This window comes from Paenarthrobacter sp. 10L420, from assembly GCF_056395385.1.
Window position 1 is genome coordinate 757,751 of the sequence record NZ_JBFTJK010000001.1, and the last position, 19,033, is coordinate 776,783.

Annotated in this window: 13 protein-coding genes; 8 read left to right on the forward strand and 5 right to left on the reverse strand. The window is 62.2% G+C overall.

Features of this window, described 5'->3' with window-relative positions:
- Positions 1-38 precede the first annotated feature (38 nt).
- Together hemL and AC1DD5_RS03710 are read left to right on the forward strand one after the other, a co-directional pair.
- Positions 39-1,358: a glutamate-1-semialdehyde 2,1-aminomutase gene (hemL, locus tag AC1DD5_RS03705; RefSeq protein WP_477520651.1), complete on the forward strand. Its 1,320-nt coding sequence runs from the start codon at positions 39-41 to the stop codon at positions 1,356-1,358.
- Positions 1,359-1,791: 433 nt separating this feature from the next.
- Positions 1,792-2,781 carry a glycoside hydrolase family 3 N-terminal domain-containing protein gene (locus AC1DD5_RS03710; RefSeq protein WP_442017659.1) on the forward strand — a complete coding sequence of 330 codons (990 nt, stop codon included), beginning with the start codon at positions 1,792-1,794 and terminating at the stop codon, positions 2,779-2,781.
- Between the two features lie 142 nt (positions 2,782-2,923).
- On the opposite strand, the gene AC1DD5_RS03715 is transcribed toward AC1DD5_RS03710, so the two are convergent.
- The 4 genes from AC1DD5_RS03715 to AC1DD5_RS03730 form a co-directional block, all read right to left on the reverse strand.
- Positions 2,924-3,661, reverse strand: coding sequence for an amino acid ABC transporter ATP-binding protein (locus AC1DD5_RS03715; protein WP_442017660.1), 738 nt, complete (start codon positions 3,659-3,661; stop codon positions 2,924-2,926).
- Positions 3,658-4,422: an amino acid ABC transporter permease gene (locus AC1DD5_RS03720; RefSeq protein WP_442017661.1), complete on the reverse strand. Its 765-nt coding sequence runs from the start codon at positions 4,420-4,422 to the stop codon at positions 3,658-3,660. Before AC1DD5_RS03720 ends, AC1DD5_RS03715 begins: the two co-directional genes overlap by 4 nt.
- A gap of 12 nt (positions 4,423-4,434) precedes the next feature.
- Entirely contained in the window at positions 4,435-5,385 is a 951-nt protein-coding gene (locus AC1DD5_RS03725; RefSeq protein WP_442017662.1) for an ABC transporter substrate-binding protein, read from the reverse strand.
- Positions 5,386-5,707: 322 nt separating this feature from the next.
- Entirely contained in the window at positions 5,708-6,418 is a 711-nt protein-coding gene (locus tag AC1DD5_RS03730; RefSeq protein ID WP_442017663.1) for a 3'-5' exonuclease, read from the reverse strand.
- Between the two features lie 66 nt (positions 6,419-6,484).
- Here AC1DD5_RS03730 and AC1DD5_RS03735 point away from each other — a divergent pair, with 66 nt between their 5' ends.
- From AC1DD5_RS03735 to AC1DD5_RS03745, 3 genes are read left to right on the forward strand one after another with little or no spacing between them, the layout of a single operon-like run.
- The gene (locus AC1DD5_RS03735; RefSeq protein WP_442017664.1) at positions 6,485-6,901 is read left to right on the forward strand and encodes an MGMT family protein; all 417 of its coding nucleotides are present in this window, start codon (positions 6,485-6,487) and stop codon (positions 6,899-6,901) included.
- Positions 6,898-10,212, forward strand: a complete 3,315-nt coding sequence (locus tag AC1DD5_RS03740) for an ATP-dependent helicase (protein ID WP_442017665.1) — start codon at positions 6,898-6,900, stop codon at positions 10,210-10,212. The genes AC1DD5_RS03735 and AC1DD5_RS03740 overlap by 4 nt, the downstream gene beginning before the upstream one ends.
- On the forward strand, positions 10,209-13,739 hold the full coding sequence (locus tag AC1DD5_RS03745; RefSeq protein WP_477520652.1) for an ATP-dependent helicase: 3,531 nt from the start codon (positions 10,209-10,211) through the stop codon (positions 13,737-13,739). The genes AC1DD5_RS03740 and AC1DD5_RS03745 overlap by 4 nt, the downstream gene beginning before the upstream one ends.
- A gap of 48 nt (positions 13,740-13,787) precedes the next feature.
- Here the strand turns inward: AC1DD5_RS03745 and AC1DD5_RS03750 are convergent, their stop codons facing one another.
- Positions 13,788-15,104 (reverse strand): macrolide 2'-phosphotransferase, encoded by a 1,317-nt coding sequence (locus AC1DD5_RS03750; protein ID WP_442017667.1) that lies wholly within the window; start codon positions 15,102-15,104, stop codon positions 13,788-13,790.
- Positions 15,105-15,284: 180 nt separating this feature from the next.
- Here AC1DD5_RS03750 and nudC point away from each other — a divergent pair, with 180 nt between their 5' ends.
- Genes nudC through AC1DD5_RS03765 form a run of 3 tightly spaced genes read left to right on the forward strand, consistent with a single transcriptional unit; the run spans position 15,285 to position 19,026 of the window.
- Entirely contained in the window at positions 15,285-16,274 is a 990-nt protein-coding gene (gene nudC / locus AC1DD5_RS03755) for an NAD(+) diphosphatase (protein ID WP_442003733.1), read from the forward strand.
- Complete coding sequence (locus AC1DD5_RS03760; RefSeq protein WP_442017668.1) at positions 16,271-18,403, forward strand: ATP-dependent DNA helicase UvrD2; 2,133 nt, start codon at positions 16,271-16,273, stop codon at positions 18,401-18,403. Before nudC ends, AC1DD5_RS03760 begins: the two co-directional genes overlap by 4 nt.
- The gene (locus AC1DD5_RS03765) at positions 18,403-19,026 is read left to right on the forward strand and encodes a M48 metallopeptidase family protein (RefSeq protein WP_477520653.1); all 624 of its coding nucleotides are present in this window, start codon (positions 18,403-18,405) and stop codon (positions 19,024-19,026) included. The genes AC1DD5_RS03760 and AC1DD5_RS03765 overlap by 1 nt, the downstream gene beginning before the upstream one ends.
- Positions 19,027-19,033 lie beyond the last annotated feature (7 nt).

The following is a 19,033-nucleotide window of genomic DNA, read 5'->3' on the forward strand; positions in this document are numbered from 1 at the left end:
CCGAAAGAGGCTTCTGAATGACTGAAAGAATAGGAACCATGACTTCAAACACCCCTGTGTCCGACCAACTTTTCGATCGAGCCCAGTCCCTCATGCCCGGCGGAGTGAACTCGCCCGTGCGTGCCTTCGGGTCCGTTGGCGGCACTCCGAAGTTCATGGTTTCGGCCAAGGGCGCCTACCTCACTGACGCCGATGGCAAGGAATACGTGGATCTCGTCTGCTCGTGGGGCCCGGCCCTGCTCGGCCATGCCCACCCCGCCGTGCTCGACGCCGTGCACGCTGCTGTGGACCGCGGCCTGTCCTTCGGAGCGTCCACCCCGGATGAGGCCAACCTCGCCGAGATCGTGAAGGAGCGCGTGTCCGCCGTCGAACGCCTGCGCATGGTTTCCACGGGCACCGAGGCCACGATGACGGCGGTTCGCCTCGCCCGTGGTTTTACCGGCCGCAACCTGATCATCAAGTTTGCCGGCTGCTACCACGGCCACTTGGACGGCCTGCTGGCAGCAGCGGGTTCCGGGCTCGCGACGTTGGCGCTCCCCGGTTCGGCCGGGGTCACGGCAGCCACCGCCGCTGAGACACTTGTTTTGCCTTACAACGACCTCGCAGCTGTTGAAGCTGCCTTCGCCAAGCACGGCGACAACATCGCGGCCGTGATCACCGAAGCTGCCCCGGCAAACATGGGTGTCGTCACCCCGGCCGAGGGCTTCAACGCCGGGCTGTCCCGCATCACCACGGAACACGGGGCGCTGCTCATCCTCGACGAAGTCCTCACCGGTTTCCGCACCGGTTACGCCGGCTACTGGGGACTCACGGGCCGCCAGGAAGGATGGGCGCCGGACCTGCTGACCTTCGGCAAGGTCATTGGCGGCGGAATGCCGACGGCGGCCCTCGGCGGACGTGCCGACGTCATGGATTACCTCGCACCCGTGGGTCCGGTGTACCAGGCAGGCACGCTCTCAGGAAACCCTGTGGCTATGGCTGCCGGTGTCGCAACGCTTACCCATGCCACGCCTGACGTTTACGCCTATGTGGACGCCCGTTCGCTGGAGCTGTCCGCTGCTCTTTCCTCGGCACTTGATGCCGAAGGCGTGGACCACTCCATCCAGCGTGCAGGCAACCTGTTCTCGGTTGCCTTCGGTACCTCGGCCAGCGGTGTGCACAACTACGACGACGCCCAAGGCCAGCAAGCGTACCGCTATGCACCGTTCTTCCACTCGATGCTGGACTCCGGCATCTACCTGCCGCCATCAGTCTTCGAAGCATGGTTCCTGTCCTCGGCGCATGACGACGCTGCCATGAACAGGATCGTTGACGCACTCCCGGCTGCTGCCAAGGCTGCAGCCGCCGCGATCGCCTAAGTCCGCGGTCGCCTAAGTTCGCGATCGCCCAAGGCAAGAACTTGCAGTGCCCCGGCCGGCTGTTCCAAGCAGGCTGGGGCACTGTCACTTCCCGGGGTAGGCTCGTAAGGGAAACCCAACCCCAACGAATTCACGGTTTACCATGCGCAAGATCCAGTCAATTGCATCCCTTGGAGTGAGGGCCGCGGCGGCCGGAATCCTGGTCACAATGGTGCCTGGTTGCTCAAATGGAAATGAAACCGCGAGCCCAACGACTTCGCCCGTTTCACCATCTGCAACTACCCCTTCGCCCACGAGGACCCCTGTTCCGTCCAAGTCCGCTTCCGGGGCTTCAACCGAACCCACGGACTCCCGGCCACCTTCGGCAGCACCTACCCCTGAAGCACTGTCCACGGCGCAACAACAGCTTGCCAAGTTAAGTCTCGAACAACGCGTGGGGCAGCTCTTCATGGTTGCCGCGAAGGCGACGGGTGCTGAGCCAGGCACCATGGAAGCACTCACCAAATACCACGCAGGCAACGTCTACTTGAGTGGTCGCAGCAAGGCCGGGGCTGCTGCCACAGCTGCCGTCGTGGCCTCCCTTACCAGGACAGTTTCCGCCGAAACTACCGGTGGGCTGCCTCTCTTCGTGGCCACAGACCAGGAAGGTGGATACGTCCAGGTCCTGGCTGGTCCGGGTTTCTCCACCATCCCTGCCGCGTTGGTGCAAGCCGGAGCTGGTCCCGCGAAGCTGCGGGCAGACGCCAGCGTTTGGGGAAAGGAACTGCTTAGCGCTGGCGTCAACGTCAATCTGGCTCCGGTCCTTGATACTGTGACGAGCCCTGAATTCGCGCCCTCCAATGCACCGATCGGACAATTCCAACGCGAGTACGGATATGTGCCGGGGCAAGTGTCCAACCTCGGAAACGCTGTTGCCCAAGGTATGAAGGACGCGGGGGTGGCACCGGTCGTGAAGCACTTTCCAGGCCTCGGCAGGGTAATTCCAAACACCGATGTCAGCCAGAACGTCAGGGACACTGAAACCACGCGGAATGATCCCGCCTTGGAGCCATTTCGCACAGCCATTACGAACGGCGTGCAATGGGTCATGGTGTCCAATGCCTACTACGACCAAATCGACCCCGCCAACATTGCGCCGTTCTCGCCCGTGGTCATGGGGCAGATGCTTCGCGGGGACGCTGGCTTCAAGGGCATTATCCTCTCGGATGACGTCTGTAGTGCAGCGCAGTTGAAGCCGTGGACCACCGCGGACCGTGCCATCAACTTCTTCGCAGCGGGCGGCACGATGCTGGTTTGCGCGGACCCGGGAAGCATCCCGGCTATGTATGACGCCGTACTCCAGAAAGCACAGTCCGAGCCGGATTTCCGTACCAAGGTAGATGCTGCGGCCTTGACGGTGTTGTCGGTGAAACCAGGGAAGTAATGCTGGAAATAAGTCAAGGGCGCGGAGACTGGCCGGTGCTGACCGCAGCTGCGCTTAATGCAGGAAACCCGCCTCCATGACTTTTCACCACTGGGGCGACCGTCTGGAGGCGGGGTCTGCTGTTTGGCTGCCTTGCGGGGGACTAGAGGACGTCCGAGAGGAATCCTTGGAGCCGCTCTGTCCGGGGGCTGTTGAACAGCTGCTCCGGCGGACCTGATTCCACAACTACGCCGGCGTCCATGAACGTCACTACGTCTGAGACATTGCGGGAGAAGCCCATCTCATGGGTAACCACCACCATGGTCATGCCTCCCTGCGCGAGATCGGTCATCAGGGCAAGTACACCCTTGACGAGTTCCGGGTCCAGCGCGGAAGTGGCCTCATCAAAGAACATAACCTCGGGCTTCATGGCAAGCGCACGGGCAATGGCTACGCGCTGTTGCTGGCCACCCGAAAGGTTGGCAGGGCGGGCATCGGCCCTGTGCTTGAGGCCGACCAGGTCCAGTTGGGCCAAGGCCTCCTCACGTGCCTGTTCCTTTGACAGTCCACGAATCTTACGGAGCGCCAGAGAGATGTTCTCGGCCACCGTCTTGTGGGGGAAGAGGTTGAATTGTTGGAACACCATGCCGATGCGACGCCGGAGCTCGTCGGGATTGTCCTTGAGGACGGAACGGCCGTCCAACAGGATGTCGCCCTGGTCAGGTTCGATGAGTCGGTTCATCACGCGGAGCAGCGTTGACTTGCCGGAACCCGAGGGGCCGATGACCGAAGCCGTGGTGCCCTTCTCAACGTGCAGGTCGATTCCCCGCAGGACATGGTTGGTGCCGAACGACAAATGGATGTTTCTTGCCGTCAACGTGCCGGATGTAAATTCACTCATGCGTGGGCTCCCTTCCCGACGACCGCCGCGGCATCGTCCGGTTCTTTCTTTTCAGGCCTGCCTGAACGGAAGCGGGCATCAATCCAGTTCACGAAGTGCGTGAGCGGAATAGTGAGTACCAGGTAGAAGATCGCCGCAGCCACATAAGGCGAGAGGTTGCCGCTGGTCGCAGCCGCGTCCTTGCCTATCTGGAAGATCTCGCGCTCCGTGGCCAGCAGGCCCAAGAGGAAGACGAGGGAGGATTCCTTGATCAGGGCAATGAATTGGTTGACCAAGGCAGGAAGCACCCGTCGGATGCCTTGGGGAACCACTACCAAGCGCATGGAAGCGCTGTAGCCGAACCCCAAGGCACGGGACGCTTCGAGCTGTCCCTTGTCCACGCTTTGGATACCGGAGCGGAAGATCTCGCCGATGTATGCCCCGGACATCAAAGACAATGCTGCGATGGCCATCGGGTAGGGGCTCGTGGAACCAGTCAGTTCACGGATGATGGGGCCAAAGCCGAATCCGATGACCAGAATGGTCAGCACGGGCGGAAGTCCGCGGAGGACGTCCGTGTAGATGCGTGCAATCCACCGGGCCGCGGCGTTCCGGGAAATCCCCATCAGGGCCAGGGCCATGCCCAGCAGGGTCCCGATGATGCCCGAAATGACAGCGAGCACCAGGGTGTTCGGCAGGCCGACGGCAAACATCTTGGGAATGACTTCGCCCATCGCCTCCCAGTCAAGGAAGGTGTCAGCCAGTTGCTTGAGGATATCCATGGAACGCCCGGGTTACTTGGCTGGGATCTGGACGGCCTTGCTGCCCGGCTTCCAGCCCTGCGGAGTCTGCTCGGCCGCGGTGGGACGATCCTTGTACCACTCGGAGGTGAGCTTGGTCCATGTACCGTCAGCAATAACGGCGTCCAGGCCGGCGTTCAGGGCATCGAGGAGGGGCTGGTTGTCCTTGTTCACAGCGTAAGCCGTGAAGTTCTGCGTGTTGACAACCTTTTCGGCGATCTTGGTACCGTCGCCGTCCTTGACCTGGCCGGAAGCCTGCTGGGAGGGAGCCACCCAAGCGTCGATCTGACCGTTCTTCACGTTGCCATAAACGGTGTTGTAATCAGGGAAACGCACGGGCTCGAGCTTGAGCGTGTTGGTGACATAGTCATCCTGGACGGTGCCCTGGACGACGCCGATCCGGACGCCTTCCTTAAGGTCGGCGAAGCCGGTGACCTTGGCGTCGTTCTTGGTCACAACGGCCATGTAGCCAAAGTCGTAGCCGTTGGTAAAGCCGACGGTCTTGCGACGGGCGTCCGTGGTGGAGATCGAGGAGGATCCGACGTCGAACTGCTTGTTTGCTACCTGCGAGAGCAGGGCGGAGAAGTCAGTCGAGGCAAACTCCACCTTCAGGCCAAGCTTGTCGCCGATGGCGCGCAGGAGCTCGTTGTCATAACCGGTGAACTTGCCCGAAGGATCAATGAAGATGTTCGGCGGTGCATCAGACAGGGTACCAACACGCAGCGTGCCATCGGTGACGAGGCCCAGCTTGGACTTGTCGATCTTGTCCAGCGCTTTGACGTCCGCAGTGGTGTACTTGTCCAGGGTCTGCTGGTCGCTGCCGGCGAGGGCATCGGTGGGCGAGCCGCTGGGCTGGGAGGTTCCTCCGCCGCATGCTGCCAAGGAGATCGCCAGGGCCGCCGCTACGGGAGCAGCAGACAGCCACTTGAGGGCTTTGAATTTCATGAAGAAATCACTTTCGTCGGGTCACAGAGACGTTCGCGGTGGGCGGGGAACGTGGCAGCAAGTATGGGGATGGCTGCCCTAGCAGACTTCAACCCGCCAAACTTAATTATGTCACCAGCCCACGGAAGCGCTGTGAATCGAACAAGTGATTGCTCTGGCTCGCTTATTACGAATAAAGTTTCTGGAGGACGCCTTACCTCGCCGAACTATTCCGGCGATAGGCAAAGAGATGGAATCCCTGCGCGCAAGTTTCGTGCTGAAGGAGCTTCGGGATTCTTGTGACTTGCGTCCCAACTCCGGCTGGTCTGGAGCTGGAACCCCCTCAGAAGCCGCCTCGACTGGCGTCCTCGGGTGGCAGTACGGGCCACTCGCCTTCGATGACAGCGGTGGGCTTGCTTCGCCGCAGATACTGCTGGAAGTCAGCAGCTTGGGATGCGGCCCAGTCCACCTGCAAATGGTGCAGCTTGGAGGCCGGCATTTGCAACTTGGGGAATTTGCCAGCCATGGCATCCAAAACGCGCAGTGTCGCCAAGGCGTCCGCGGCGGAGGTGTGGGCGTTGTCCAGGTTCACACCATATTCCTCGCATAAAGCTGTCAAGGTGCGCTTGCCCTTACGGTACCGGTCCACCTGCTTGTTCATCACATATGGGTCCAGTACCGGGAAACGGGTCAATTGCGGGACACCATGCCGTGCTGACTCGGCGGCGAGCACCGTGAAGTCGTAGCTGGCGTTGAATGCAATGACCGGGGTGTCGTCGTCGAACAATTTTTGAAGAACGGCGGCCACCTCGCGGGTGACCTCGGCCGCCGGGCGGCCTTCGGCGCGGGCCTTCTCGGTGGTCACTCCGTGGACCTCGCTGGCCTCCAGCGGAATCTCCACCCCGGGGTCCGCCAGCCATTCATGCTCTTTGATGAGCTGTCCGTGCGCGTCCACCACAGTGATTGAAGCCGTGACGATGCGGGCGGAACGGGAATTCTTCCCTGTGGTTTCGAGGTCGAAGGCAGCGCGGGGGAGGGTATTCCAGGAGCTCATGTTTTCACGCTACCGGCTGGCACTGACAGTACTGGGCACGACACTCCTGCGGCTACGCTGGAGCACATGCGGATGGAGTATGTGACGGCGGTACTGGCCGTCGTGGACCTTGTTCCGCCCGGCACGGCCGTGTCATATGGTGACGTCGCAGAACTCCTTGGAGCCGGCGGACCCAGGCAAGTGGGCGCGGTGATGAGCCACTACGGCAGTTCCGTAGCTTGGTGGCGTGTCCTACGGGCTAGCGGTGATGCCCCGCCCGGCCACGAGGCAGAAGCCCTGCGCCATTATGTACAGGAGTCCACGCCCCTGCACGGCGCCTTTGAGGAATTCCTGCGAACAGGTGAGGGCCGCTGGCGCGTGGACCTTGGCACTGCACGATGGGCGCCAACTGATGCTGATTTCGATCTTATTGATGTGATCTCGGACCAGTTGGAGCGTCAGCTCCATATTTTGTCGGTGCCCGATGATGAAATGACTTTGTGACCGCAACAGCTACCAAAACCCGCCAAGCCCCGGCAGCCCTCCGCCTGCTTCCGCCGCGCGAGATTCACTACGCGGCACCTGACCTGTCCACGGACCAGCGTGCGGTGGTGTCAGTCGGGCAAGGAGGCGGACCTGTGCTGGTCCCTGGAGGTCCGGGCACCGGAAAGTCCACAGTGCTGGTCGAATCAGCGGTCCGCCGGGTTAATGAAGACGGCGTGGATCCCGAACGGATCCTTATTCTCGCCCCTGGCCGACACGCCGCGGCCGCCTTGCGGGACACCTTCACCGGTCGCCTGGACAGGAGCCTCAGTACGACGCCGGCACGCACCTGGGCGTCGTACGCGTTCGACGTCATCCGGCGCGCCAAAGCGGAAGGCGTCCTGCCGTTGCCCCGGCCGCCCAAGCTCCTGTCCGGACCGGAACAGGATCTGATCATCAAAGAGTTACTGGAGGGCCATTCCCGCCCAGGGCACCAGTTGCCCTGGCCAGAGGACCTCTCCGCAGCGCTGCCCACCCGTGGTTTCCGCCACGAGGTCCGCCAATTATTTGATCGCATTATCGAGGCCGGCCGCACTGCAGAGGACGTGGTGGGCCTCGCCTATGAATGTGGGCGTCCGGATTGGATGGCAGCCGCCGAGCTCTACGGTGAGTACCGGGATGTTTTGGACCTCCGAATGCCCGAGGCCTTCGACCCCGCGGGGATCATCACCACGGCGCGCCAGATTTTTCAGGACTCGCCGGCTTTCCTGGCCGCTGAGCGCGACCGCCTGCAGCTGGTTCTCGTGGACGACGCCCAGGAATCCAATCCTGCCGTGTTTGAACTCCTCGCGGATATTGCAGAGGGCAAGGACGCCGTAGTTACATACTCGCCTGACACGGTGGTACAGGGCTTTCGCGGAGCGCGGCCCGACCTTGTCGCCGAGCTGCCCTTGCTGCTCGAAGGAAGCCACGGGGTTCTTGAGCGGCCACTGTGGATCACGCATCGTCACCGACCCGAGGTGGCGGAGGCCTGGACAAGGGTTGCCGCACGTATCTCCCAACGATCCGGAGGCCAACGGGCCAGGCGCCTAGAACAGCCGGAGTCCATCGAAAGCGCTGATGAAATCAGCAACGGTGGGCGGGTGGAAGCGCATGTGCTTCCTTCTCCTGTCCATGAGCTTCGGTATGTTGCGCAGCGGATTCTGGAAGCCCAGTTGCGTGAGGGCCGCGAGTTTGGTGACATCGCCGTCATTGTCCGCAATGGTGGATTGATCTCGCAGCTCCAGCGTTACCTCAACGGGCAGGGAATCCCCGTGCGTGTTCCGGTGGCTGATTCCGCAGTACGGGACGAGGTGGCCGTCCGACCCCTCCTGGAGGTCTTCGCTGTCATCCTTGACCCGGCCAAGCTCACTCCTGAGAGTGCTGTTTCCCTCCTGACTTCGCGTATTGGTGGAGCCTCCGCCATTGAGCTGCGCCGCCTCCGTCAATCTCTCCGGCGCGAGGAGCTCCTGGGGGGCGGCGGTCGATCCAGTGACGCTTTGCTGGTAGAAGCGCTGCTTGAACCCGGAGCGCTGGCGTCGTTGGGGATTGAAGGGAACCCTGCCCGGCGGCTTGCACGGATGATCGCTGCCGGCACCGCCGCAGCAGCCGAGCCGGGGGCCAATGCGGAATCTGTCCTCTGGGCGCTGTGGCATGCCACGGGCTTGGCTTCGCGCTGGTCTGACGCCGCCTTGGAAGGAGGGAGTGCCGGGGCCCGCGCTGACCGCGACCTTGACGCCATGATGGCACTGTTCCACACAGCAGAGCGTTTTGTGGATCAACTGCCCGGCTCTGGCCCGGAACAGTTCCTCGATTACTTGTTGAACCAGGAACTTCCGATGGACACACTTGCGGCGAGGGCCCAGCTTGAGGAATGCGTGGAAATCATGACTCCGGCCAGTGCTGCCGGGCGCGAATGGCCTGTGGTGATCGTGGCCGGCCTGCAGGAAGGTGTCTGGCCGAACACCCGTCTACGTGGTGAACTCCTGGGCAGTACCCTGTTTGCGGACGCCGTGGAGCATGGAGTTGACTACGCGTTGGGCCGCGGACCACTCAGCAGGCTGAGGGACATTCGCTACGACGAACTCAGGAGTTTCTCCACAGCGGTCTCGCGCGCCAAGGAGGTCCTCATCTGCACGGCAGTCTCCTCCGAGGACGAACAACCATCGGCCTTCCTGGATTATGTAGCCCCCTTGGCTCCCGGCGATTACAAGCGTGACTACACCCCGGTAGATCGTCCAATGACCCTGCGTGCGCTGGTAGCTGAGTTGAGACAGCATGCCCAGGCTGAGGATCAGAACGACGGCGAATCGTCCACCGCGCGCGAAGCAGCGCGGGTGCTGGCTCGCCTCGCGTCTGTTGATCCACCAGTAGCGGGAGCCCATCCGGATACATGGTGGGGGTTGGCTCCCTTGAGCTCCGAGGAAGCGGTGGTCCCGGCGGGAGGCACTGTATCCGTGTCGCCATCCAAGGTGGAGGCTGTCCACAAGTCCCCCCTGGACTGGTTTGTGCAAGCGGCCGGGGGAGAAGCTGCCACCGACTTCGCACGGAGCCTTGGCACACTGGTCCACACCATTGCACAGGAGCTGCCGGACGCTTCGGGTGCGCAGTACGTTGCCGAACTCGTTCGCCGCTGGCCCACCCTTGGCATGAAGGACAATTGGGAGGGCAAGCTCGATTACCAGCGCGCGGAACTGATGGTTCGCAAGTTAGCGCAGTACGTGCTCATCATGCGCAGCGAAGGCCGGAGCCTGCTCGCGGTGGAGCACGACTTCGAAGTCCAACTTCCTGACGTCCACCTTCCTTCTGCATGTCTGGAGGAAGGCGCGGATGATTCCACAGCCACCCGGCACGCTGTGCTTCGCGGACAGGTTGACCGCTTGGAAATCGACGCCGAAGGCCGTTTGGTGATCGTCGATCTCAAGACCGGAAAACGCCAGCCGGGCAAGGCCGAAGTGGCCCGGCACCCTCAGCTGGGAGCGTACCAGGCAGCGGTTCTCAAAGGTGCATTTGAGGATGCGGGCACGTTGGGGGAGTTCGACAAACCTGTTCCCGGTGGGGCCGTCCTTGCACAGCTGGGAACCAAGACCAAAAGCCCCGGGGTTCAACAACAGGATCCACTCGAGCCTGACGACAATTGGGCAGAGGCTTTGGTCAACGAGGCCGCGGAACTCATGGCCGGCGCAACGTTCGAGGCCCGGCACGATCCGAGCAAAGGGGGACACGGCGGACATGGCTGCCGTCTACCCGATATTTGCCCACTGTGCGCCAGAGGAAAGCAGGTCACTGAATGACTACCGATCTTCTTGAAGGATCCGAAACCAGGGACGCCGAAATCCTGGATGTGGTGTCCGGGCTGCCTGTTCCCAGGTTCTCCCCGTCCGAGTTGGCAGACATTCTTGGCGAAAAGAACCATCCCACTGCAGAGCAGGCCAGCATTATTTCTTCCTCGCTCACTCCGCGCCTTGTGATAGCTGGCGCGGGCTCGGGGAAGACGGCCACCATGGCAGACCGCGTTGTGTGGCTTGTGGCCAATGGTTGGGTCCGGCCCGAGGAAGTCCTCGGTGTGACATTTACCCGTAAAGCTGCCGGCGAGCTGGCCAGCAGAATCCGGGCCAAACTGGCCACCCTCCAGCGAATAGCAGGCGAGGACGATGGCAGCATCGGCTTCCCTGAGGGGCTTCTGGGTGCCGATGACCTTGAGCCCAAGGTGTCCACCTACCATTCCTACGCGAGCGGAATTGTTTCGGACTATGGATTGAGATTGGGCATCGAGCGTGACGTCGTCCTGCTGGGTGCCGCGCAATCGTGGCAGTTGGCAAGCGAGGTCGTTGAGGCCTACGACGGCGAATATGAGCACTTCACCGCGGCAAAGTCGACGCTCGTCAATGCCGTCATCCAGCTCGCGGGTGAGTGCGCAGAACACCTGCAGGACCCGGCCGCCGTCCGGGACTGGTTGCTGGAGCGCGTTCAGTCCTTCGAACAGCTCCCTTATGTGGCCGGCGCAAAGAAGAACCCGACGCAGGCGGCAGGCGAGCTCGCTGCCATGCTACGGACCCGGGCCAGCGTCGCAGACATGGTTCTCCGGTACCAGGATGCAAAACGGCAAAGGGGAGTGCTGGATTTCGGGGACCTCGTGGCACTCGCGGCCCGCATTTCGAGGGAAATACCATTGGCTGCGGCCACTGAGCGGGCACGCTACAAGGTGGTGCTGCTGGACGAGTTCCAGGACACTTCGCATGCTCAGCTTGTCTTGTTTTCGCGCCTCTTCGGTCTCGGCCATGCCGTCACCGCGGTAGGGGACCCCAACCAATCGATCTACGGATTCCGCGGTGCCTCGGCGGGGCAGCTCTTCCACTTTGTGCAGGAGTTCCCTGTGAGGCACAACGACCAAGAGTCAGGCGGCGAGGCCTATTCTGTGGCCCCGACGTCTTACCTGACCACGGCTTGGCGCAACGGCCGGAACATCCTCCAAGCGGCCAACACAATTGCGGCCCCGTTGAACAAAGCCGCGGCCACCGACGGTCCGGCGGGGGAGAGAGGGAATGCAGGTGGCGTTGCTGTTCCGCCCCTGGTGCCGAGTCCGGCCGCGGCCGAAGGCAGCGTTGTTATCGGTCGCTTTGGCACTGACGAAGACGAGGCTGGCGCTATTGCCCGCGACATCCGGCGCTACCAGAGGACTGTCTTCGAGGAAGAGAAAGACGGTACTCCGGTCAAGCCAACCATGGCGGTTCTGTGCCGGCGACGTGCGCAGATGGAATGCCTTCGGAGGGAATTCGAACTCCAAGGAATTCCCTATGAGATCGTCGGCCTCGGCGGTCTGTTGGACACTCCTGAGATCGTGGACTTGGTGGCAACGCTGCGGGTCCTGGCTGATCCTGGCCGTTCCGATGCTTTGATGCGACTCCTGGCGGGAGCCCGCTGGCGCATTGGACCAGCGGACCTCATGGCGTTCAACGATTGGTCCCGTTTCCTGGCCAAGCGGAGGTCAGGACCTGGCAACACCCTTGAGGTCGCCGACGAAGACCCGGCTGCCGTCGTGATGGAAAGCGACATCACTGACGCCGCAAGCCTGGTGGAAGCCCTTGACTTCCTGCCGCGGCCGGGCTGGACATCCGGACATGGGAGAACACTGAGCCCTTCAGCCCTGCAACGATTGACGAGGTTGTCTGAGGAATTGCGCTCCCTTCGAACGTACATCGGTGATGACCTGACTACACTGCTCGGCGAAGTTGAGCGTGCCATGTTGCTGGATATCGAGGTGGCGGCAAAGCCGGGAGTGAGCATTCATCAAGCACGGCGAAACCTGGATGCCTTCCAGGACGCAGCCGCTGGATTCCTGCAGACGTCGCAGCGGATCGACCTCCTGGCGTTCCTCTCCTGGCTGGAAGCTGCGGCCTCCGAAGAGGGTGGCCTGGATATTGCCCCTCTTGAAACCAACCGGGAAGCAGTCCAACTCCTGACCGTCCATGCCTCCAAGGGGCTGGAATGGGACGTCGTCTTTGTCCCCGGGCTCAACGCGGGTTCCTTCCCCAGCAACAGGGACTCAAGGTGGAGCAGCGGTGCAGCTGCCTTGCCATGGCCGTTGCGGGGTGACCGAGCCGATCTGCCGCAGTGGGATCTTGACCAGCAGGACCAAAAGGGTTGGCTGGACGCAGAGAAGGACTTCAAATCGGAAGTTCAACATCATGGCGAAGCCGAGGAACGCAGGCTTGCATACGTCGCCTACACCCGGGCCAAGTTCGTTTTGATGGTATCCAGCTCCGCGTGGAATGGGTCCAGGTCCGGTATGGCAGGGATGTCGTCGTTCCTATCCGAGCTGGCGCCACTCGCGGCAGTGCCCTCCTCGTCCGGGAATGCCCTCGCTGTCGTGGCCGGGCGGAGCGTTGTGGTCCACCCTGAATCAGTAGCCGAAGAATCACTGCCCGATAGCAGTCCGCTCACAGCAACGTTGGAAGTGGCTCAATTTCCTTATGATCCACTCGAAGGCCCGTCCGATCCGCGTACCGGAGCCCGTATCAGGCTCGTTCCCGGCCGCCGGGCCGCCATGGACCGGGCTGCAGCCCAGGTACTTGAATTCATGGAGGGAGCCGCTTCCGAAGCATCACCGGAAGAGTTGACAGGCAACCCGGGGCGCTGGTCACACGAAGCCCAGCTGCTATTGGATCGCCGGCTCCAGGGAAAACTTCATCAGGACGTGCACTTGCCCAGCCATATCTCGGCGTCCCTGTTTGTTGACCTTGGCTCAGATCCTGCAGCTGTGCTGGCCCAACTCCGTCGGCCCGTGCCCCGCGAACCAGGCATTTCGGCCCGAAAGGGCACAGCCTTCCACGCCTGGGTGGAGGAGTACTTCGGAACAACCGGCATGTTGGACATCGACGAAGCACCTGGCTCGGATGCCCATATCGACGAAGCGTACGGCTTGGATCACATGGTTGAAGCGTTCAAGCAATCCGAGTGGGCGCATCGGGCTCCAGCCTTTGTGGAAGTGCCTGTGGAAACGAGGATCGGTGAGGTGGTGGTCCGCGGACGTATCGACGCCGTTTTCCGTGACGCGGACGGGCGCTGGCAACTCATTGACTGGAAGACGGGTCGCCGGCCGGCGGGCAAACAGCTCGCAGCGAGAGCCGTGCAACTGGCTGTCTACCGGCTTGCATGGGCGAGGTTGAAGGGCGTTCCCCTGGAGGAAGTCAGCGCGGCGTTCTATTACGTTGCAGAGGATGCTGTCGTGCGTCCGCATGACTTGGGCAGTGCCGGGGAACTTGAGCAGATCATCAGCAAGGCCCTCAAGAACGAATTATCGGGTGGGGACTCCAGTTAGAAGGAGCGCTGGATAGCTCGCCCGGAACCCCGGTGTGGAAACGCTGGTCTATGAACGTTCGCCAGCATGCAGTGGTGTCACATTGACAACGTTCAAAGCTGCAGTCGACGCGTCATCCTGAGGCCGGGAGGTGGGTTCTTCCGCCAACTTATCGGACCTGGTTTCGGCATCCGAGTCTGATGCTGCTTCCTTGCCAGGCGCGTCCTTGCCAGGCGCTTCCTTGCCAGGCGCTTGGGCGTCAGGCAATCCGGCGTGGGGGACGTCCTTCGAAGACGTGGGAGCTAGGGGCGTCGCTGAAACTGAGGTGCCGGCGTCGGGAATCGCCACAACTGTAACAGCAGGCTGCTGGGTGTGGATGGAGTGATTCGAGGCATCCTGTAGTGCTGCCTTTTCGGCCTCCGCCTCAGCTGCTGCTGCCTGCTCTGCGGCAAGTACGGCCTGGTCATGCCGGGCTTGCTCTTGGATGTCGTCTGCGAGGGACTGCAGCATTGATACTGCCTCCGACGTCATATCCTCGTGCCCAACGGCCATTGCCTTCACCAGGTACTGAGCCAACGCGAATTCAGCCAGCAAAGCGGCCCGTCGAAGCAGATGGGCGTCCGGCGTGTCCCGGCGCGCTTCGGTATACCGGCTTAGCACGGCCTCAACGAACGAGGCTTCGTTGGACGCTACCAGCCAAGCAAAATCATCGGCGGGATCCCCGATGCGAAGGTCGGTCCATCCTGTTAAGGCCGTCACAGTGTCGTCCTGGACCATCAGGTTGTCTTCATGGAGGTCGCCATGAACCACCGAGGGGTTAAATCGCCAGAGGGCGACGTCCTCCAGGGCATGTTCCCAGCGCCGCAGCAAAATGGCAGGAATCTTGCCGGTAGTGGCCGCCTGGTCCAATTCGTTGAGCTTGCGCTGCCGAAACTCGTTGGCCGAGTAACTGGGCAGATCAGCGTTGTTGACCAGTGCCAGGGGGAGGTCGTGGATGGCGGCAAGGGCGTTGCCAATATCACGGGCCAAAGCCGAGCTGCCAGCGGATAGTTCGTCAATGGACAGCGTGAAACCTTGCAGATGGGCGTACACGAACGTTGTGAGGGCGCCCTGCCGGACTGTGCCGGCGACGGTTGGCACATGGAAAGGAAGCTCGGCACGGATGCCGGGCGCGAAGGCCCGCAGGACCATGAATTCCGTTTCGAGGCGGGTACTTGCCTCGGGATGGCGCGGCGAACGGACGCGCCAGCGCTTGCCTTCCGCGTCGAGCAACAACGCCGAATCGAAGTCGGCGTCGTCGTCGGGGGAATAGGCTGTAGCCGTCGGTGCCAGTCCGGGCACCGCCGCGGTTGCTACAGCGGCCAGTTCGAGCGGTGTTCTTCTCACGTCTTCCACGGTAGATTGACTGGCGCCTGTGGCCATGATGCAGTGCGGCGAGTCTTCAGATCCGCATGAAAACAAGGCCGAAGTGGATCATCGGTTCAGTTCAGCGGCCGGCAATGCCAGGATATGCACAAGCGGCCCATCCAAATGTTCTTTGTCGGTGCGAATCAGTACGGTAGATACATGAGTTATGCGGAGTCTCCGGCGCTGGCCAACCACTTGATGGAAACTGTTCTTCCAGTGCGCCCGGCGTTGGTGGACCGAGGCTCCAGTGAGCGCATGAAGCCTGGCATGGTTGAAGACCTCATCGTCTCTGGCAAGGCCAAGGCCATGGTTATTTCCCAACGCAAGGCGCTGGTGAACACGGACGGCCTCTGGTTCGGGGACGCTGGCCCGCTGTGGGCGGCCCTCGGCGAGGCAAAAACTGGCGCCCTGACGGCTATCTACTTGGGTACAACCTTGCGGCCTTCTTCCGTGGCCGAGGGTACTCCTGTTTTGCTGTTTACAGTTGCTGAACCGCCCGTTCCGGGGACAGCCCTGATCCCTTCCGATGCGCAGTGGGCAGGGTTCCGGGAAGTTGCCGGACGTCTCGATGCTACTGACACCGCCCTGTTCATCGAAGCCAGCGCCATCTCCAACTGGCACGCAACACATACCCATTGCCCGCAGTGCGGTACCCCGACCGATATCGAAACCGGGGGCTGGGTGCGCCGGTGTCCCAAGGACAACTCTGAGCACTATCCGCGCACAGACCCGGCGATCATCGTTACTGTAGTTGGCCCTGATGGCCGGCTTCTGCTGGGTGGCGGCGGGCCTGCCGACGCCAGGAACTACTCCACCCTCGCTGGATTTGTTGAACCCGGGGAATCGCTTGAGCAGGCTGTTGTCCGCGAAATTGGCGAGGAAGTAGGTGTCCGCGTTACTGCATGCCAGTATCTCGGTTCGCAGTCGTGGCCCTTCCCTGCCTCGCTCATGTTGGGCTTTACGGCAATAACGAACGACGCCGTTGCCCGCCCCGACGGCGTCGAGGTCACCCGAGCGCGGTGGTTCAGCCGGGAAGAGTTGCAGGAGGCCGTGTTGAGTGGCGAGATCACCATCTCCACGCGCTTGTCGATCGCGCGCTCGTTGATTGAGCATTGGTACGGCGGCGTCATCGAAGACCTCCAGCCGTGACAGGAGGAATTTTCGACGTCGGTGGCTCACTCGAGGAGCGAATCCTCAGCGGCCTGGATGATGAGCAACGTGAAGTAGCCAGCACTCTCACAGGCCCTCTGTGCGTACTTGCAGGTGCGGGCACAGGCAAGACCCGCGCCATCACGCATCGCATCGCCTATGGAGTGCACTCCGGGGTGTATTCGCCTCAGAGGCTGCTGGCCGTGACCTTTACAGCCAGGGCGGCGGCCGAAATGCGCAGCAGGCTTCGGGATCTTGGCGTGGCCAATGTCCAGGCGCGGACTTTCCACGCCGCGGCCCTGAGGCAATTACAGTTCTTCTGGCCTCAGGCGGTCGGCGGCACCCTGCCCAGCCTGCTGGACCACAAGGCGAACATGATCGCGGAGGCCTCACGCAGGCTTCGCCTCAGCACCGATCGCGCGTCCATCAGGGACTTGGCTGCAGAGATTGAGTGGGCAAAAGTCTCTATGCTCACACCTGCCAACTACCTGGAGAATGCACAAGGACGCGGGACTCCGGGTGGTTTCGACCTCACGGCTGTGTCCAGGGTGTTCCAGGCGTACGAGGATATTAAGACTGACCGCAACGTCATTGACTTCGAAGACGTCCTGCTGATTACCGTTGGGATCCTCCAGGAGGATCCCAAAGTGGCAGCCACGGTCAGGGAGCAATACCGCCACTTCGTCGTCGACGAGTACCAGGACGTCTCCCCGCTTCAGCAGCGGCTCCTGGATCTCTGGCTGGGTGGCCGTGACGAATTATGCGTGGTGGGCGATGCCAGCCAGACCATCTACTCCTTTACGGGGGCCTCGCCCAAGCATCTCTTGAATTTCAAGGCACACTATCCAGGTGCCACCGTGGTCAAGCTCATCAGTGACTACAGGTCCACGCCACAGGTCGTTAAGCTGGCCAATGATCTCCTCGGGTCCCGGCGAAGTGGCGGACCGGTTGCCGATGCGGCGTGGGCGCCTCCGCTCAAGCTTGTCGCCCAAAGGCCGGCCGGCCCGGAGCCTCGGTTCATGGAATGTCCGGACGACGAAGCGGAGGCGGCGGTCGTTGCCGGCAGAATCCAGGAGCTACTCAACACGGGAGTCAAGGCGAGCGAGATCGCCATACTGTTCCGCACCAACGGGCAATCCGAAGCTTACGAGCAAGCGTTGGCGTCGGCTGGGATCGGTTACCAGCTTCGCGGCGGAGAGAGGTTCTTCGCGCGCAAGGAGGTCCGGGATGCGATCCTGCAGTTGAGGGCTGCAACCAGGGCCGTGGCGGAAGGCGCTCCGGAGCCCTTGGGCCAGATTGTCCGTGACATCGTTGCTTCGCTTGGCTACAGCGAAGCCGCGCCGCACAGCGGGGGAGCCCTTCGCGAGCGTTGGGAATCGCTGGCTGCCTTGGTGGCCTTGGCTGATGAGTTGTCAGTCACCCGCGGAGAGTCTTTCACATTGGCTGAGTTCGTCAACGAGCTCCAGGAACGTTCGGTTGCCCAGCATGCTCCCACGGTTCAAGGTGTGACCCTTGCCTCCCTTCACTCGGCAAAGGGCCTTGAATGGGATGCCGTGTTCCTGGTGGGCCTCAGCGAAGGACTCATGCCTATCTCCTTCGCGGACACTCCGGAGGACGTCGACGAAGAACGCCGGCTGCTCTACGTCGGGATCACCCGTGCGCGTGAACATCTGAACCTGTCGTGGTCCTCTGCGCGTACTCCCGGTGGCCGTGCCAACCGCAAGCCCTCCCGCTTCCTCGATGGACTCCGGCCGGATTCGGTGGCGTCCGCGAACGCCAGGAGCCGGGCAGGTTCCACGCGCCGCAAAGCTGCGGCACCGGCGTCGTGCAGGGTGTGTGGAAGCATGCTTGCCTCTGGGGCAGAGAGGAAGGTGGGTCGCTGCAACCAATGCCCGCCCACGTACGAGGAACAGACCTTCGACGCCCTGAGGCAATGGCGGCGCGATGAAGCGCAATCTGCCGACGTTCCCGCTTACGTTGTCTTCACTGATGCCACATTAACGGCAATAGCCGAAGCCCGGCCGGCGTCGCTGGAGGAATTGGCTGGACTGGCGGGGGTAGGGCCGTCCAAACTGGAGCGCTACGGAGAAGCCGTCCTCGCCGTCCTCGCAGAAAGCACCAACCTCTGATGCCGCGTTCAACAGCCGGTCAGCCCGACGTTCAGATGCTCACCGACGACGGCGCTCCGGTAGTCGTCAGGCGCTCAGCCCGGAGGCGGCGGACGGTAGCAGCGTTTTGGGAAGACGGTAATGCCGTTGTCGCGATTCCGGCAAGCTTTACCAAATCGCAGGAGCGCGAGTGGGTGCGGCGCATGCTTGCGAAGCTGCAGAGGCAAGGTGAGCGCCGGGCGGGTAAACCAGATCGGCGCAGGCCTGCTACGGACGAGGCACTTGCCCAGCATGCAGCGCACCTTTCGCGGACCTACCTCGGAGGACGGGCGGTTCCGACGTCGGTCCGCTGGGTGACCAACCAGAACTCACGGTGGGGTTCGGCTACTCCAGCGGATGGAACCATCCGGCTTTCCAACAAGCTTCAGGCAATGCCCCAATGGGTGATCGACTACGTGCTCCTGCACGAGTTGGCGCATTTGCTGGTAGCTGGACACAACGCGCAGTTTTGGCGCTTGCTTGAGGCCTACCCGGAGACACAGCGCGCCAAAGCATTCTTGGAGGGGGTCGCGTTCGCGACGTCCCGTGGGATGAGCGGTGACGCCAACCAAGCCGCCGGAACGGAACCGGAACCGACGGGCTAGAGAGGGC

Bases quoted from the DNA above. Each gene is read 5' to 3' on its own strand.
- hemL (WP_477520651.1), top strand. From the start codon at position 39: ATGACTTCAAACACCCCTGTGTCCGACCAACTTTTCGATCGAGCCCAG.
- AC1DD5_RS03715 (WP_442017660.1), bottom strand. From the start codon at position 3,661: ATGAGTGAATTTACATCCGGCACGTTGACGGCAAGAAACATCCATTTG.
- AC1DD5_RS03720 (WP_442017661.1), bottom strand. From the start codon at position 4,422: ATGGATATCCTCAAGCAACTGGCTGACACCTTCCTTGACTGGGAGGCG.
- AC1DD5_RS03725 (WP_442017662.1), bottom strand. From the start codon at position 5,385: ATGAAATTCAAAGCCCTCAAGTGGCTGTCTGCTGCTCCCGTAGCGGCG.
- AC1DD5_RS03730 (WP_442017663.1), bottom strand. From the start codon at position 6,418: ATGAGCTCCTGGAATACCCTCCCCCGCGCTGCCTTCGACCTCGAAACC.
- AC1DD5_RS03735 (WP_442017664.1), top strand. From the start codon at position 6,485: ATGCGGATGGAGTATGTGACGGCGGTACTGGCCGTCGTGGACCTTGTT.
- AC1DD5_RS03745 (WP_477520652.1), top strand. From the start codon at position 10,209: ATGACTACCGATCTTCTTGAAGGATCCGAAACCAGGGACGCCGAAATC.
- nudC (WP_442003733.1), top strand. From the start codon at position 15,285: ATGAGTTATGCGGAGTCTCCGGCGCTGGCCAACCACTTGATGGAAACT.
- AC1DD5_RS03765 (WP_477520653.1), top strand. From the start codon at position 18,403: ATGCCGCGTTCAACAGCCGGTCAGCCCGACGTTCAGATGCTCACCGAC.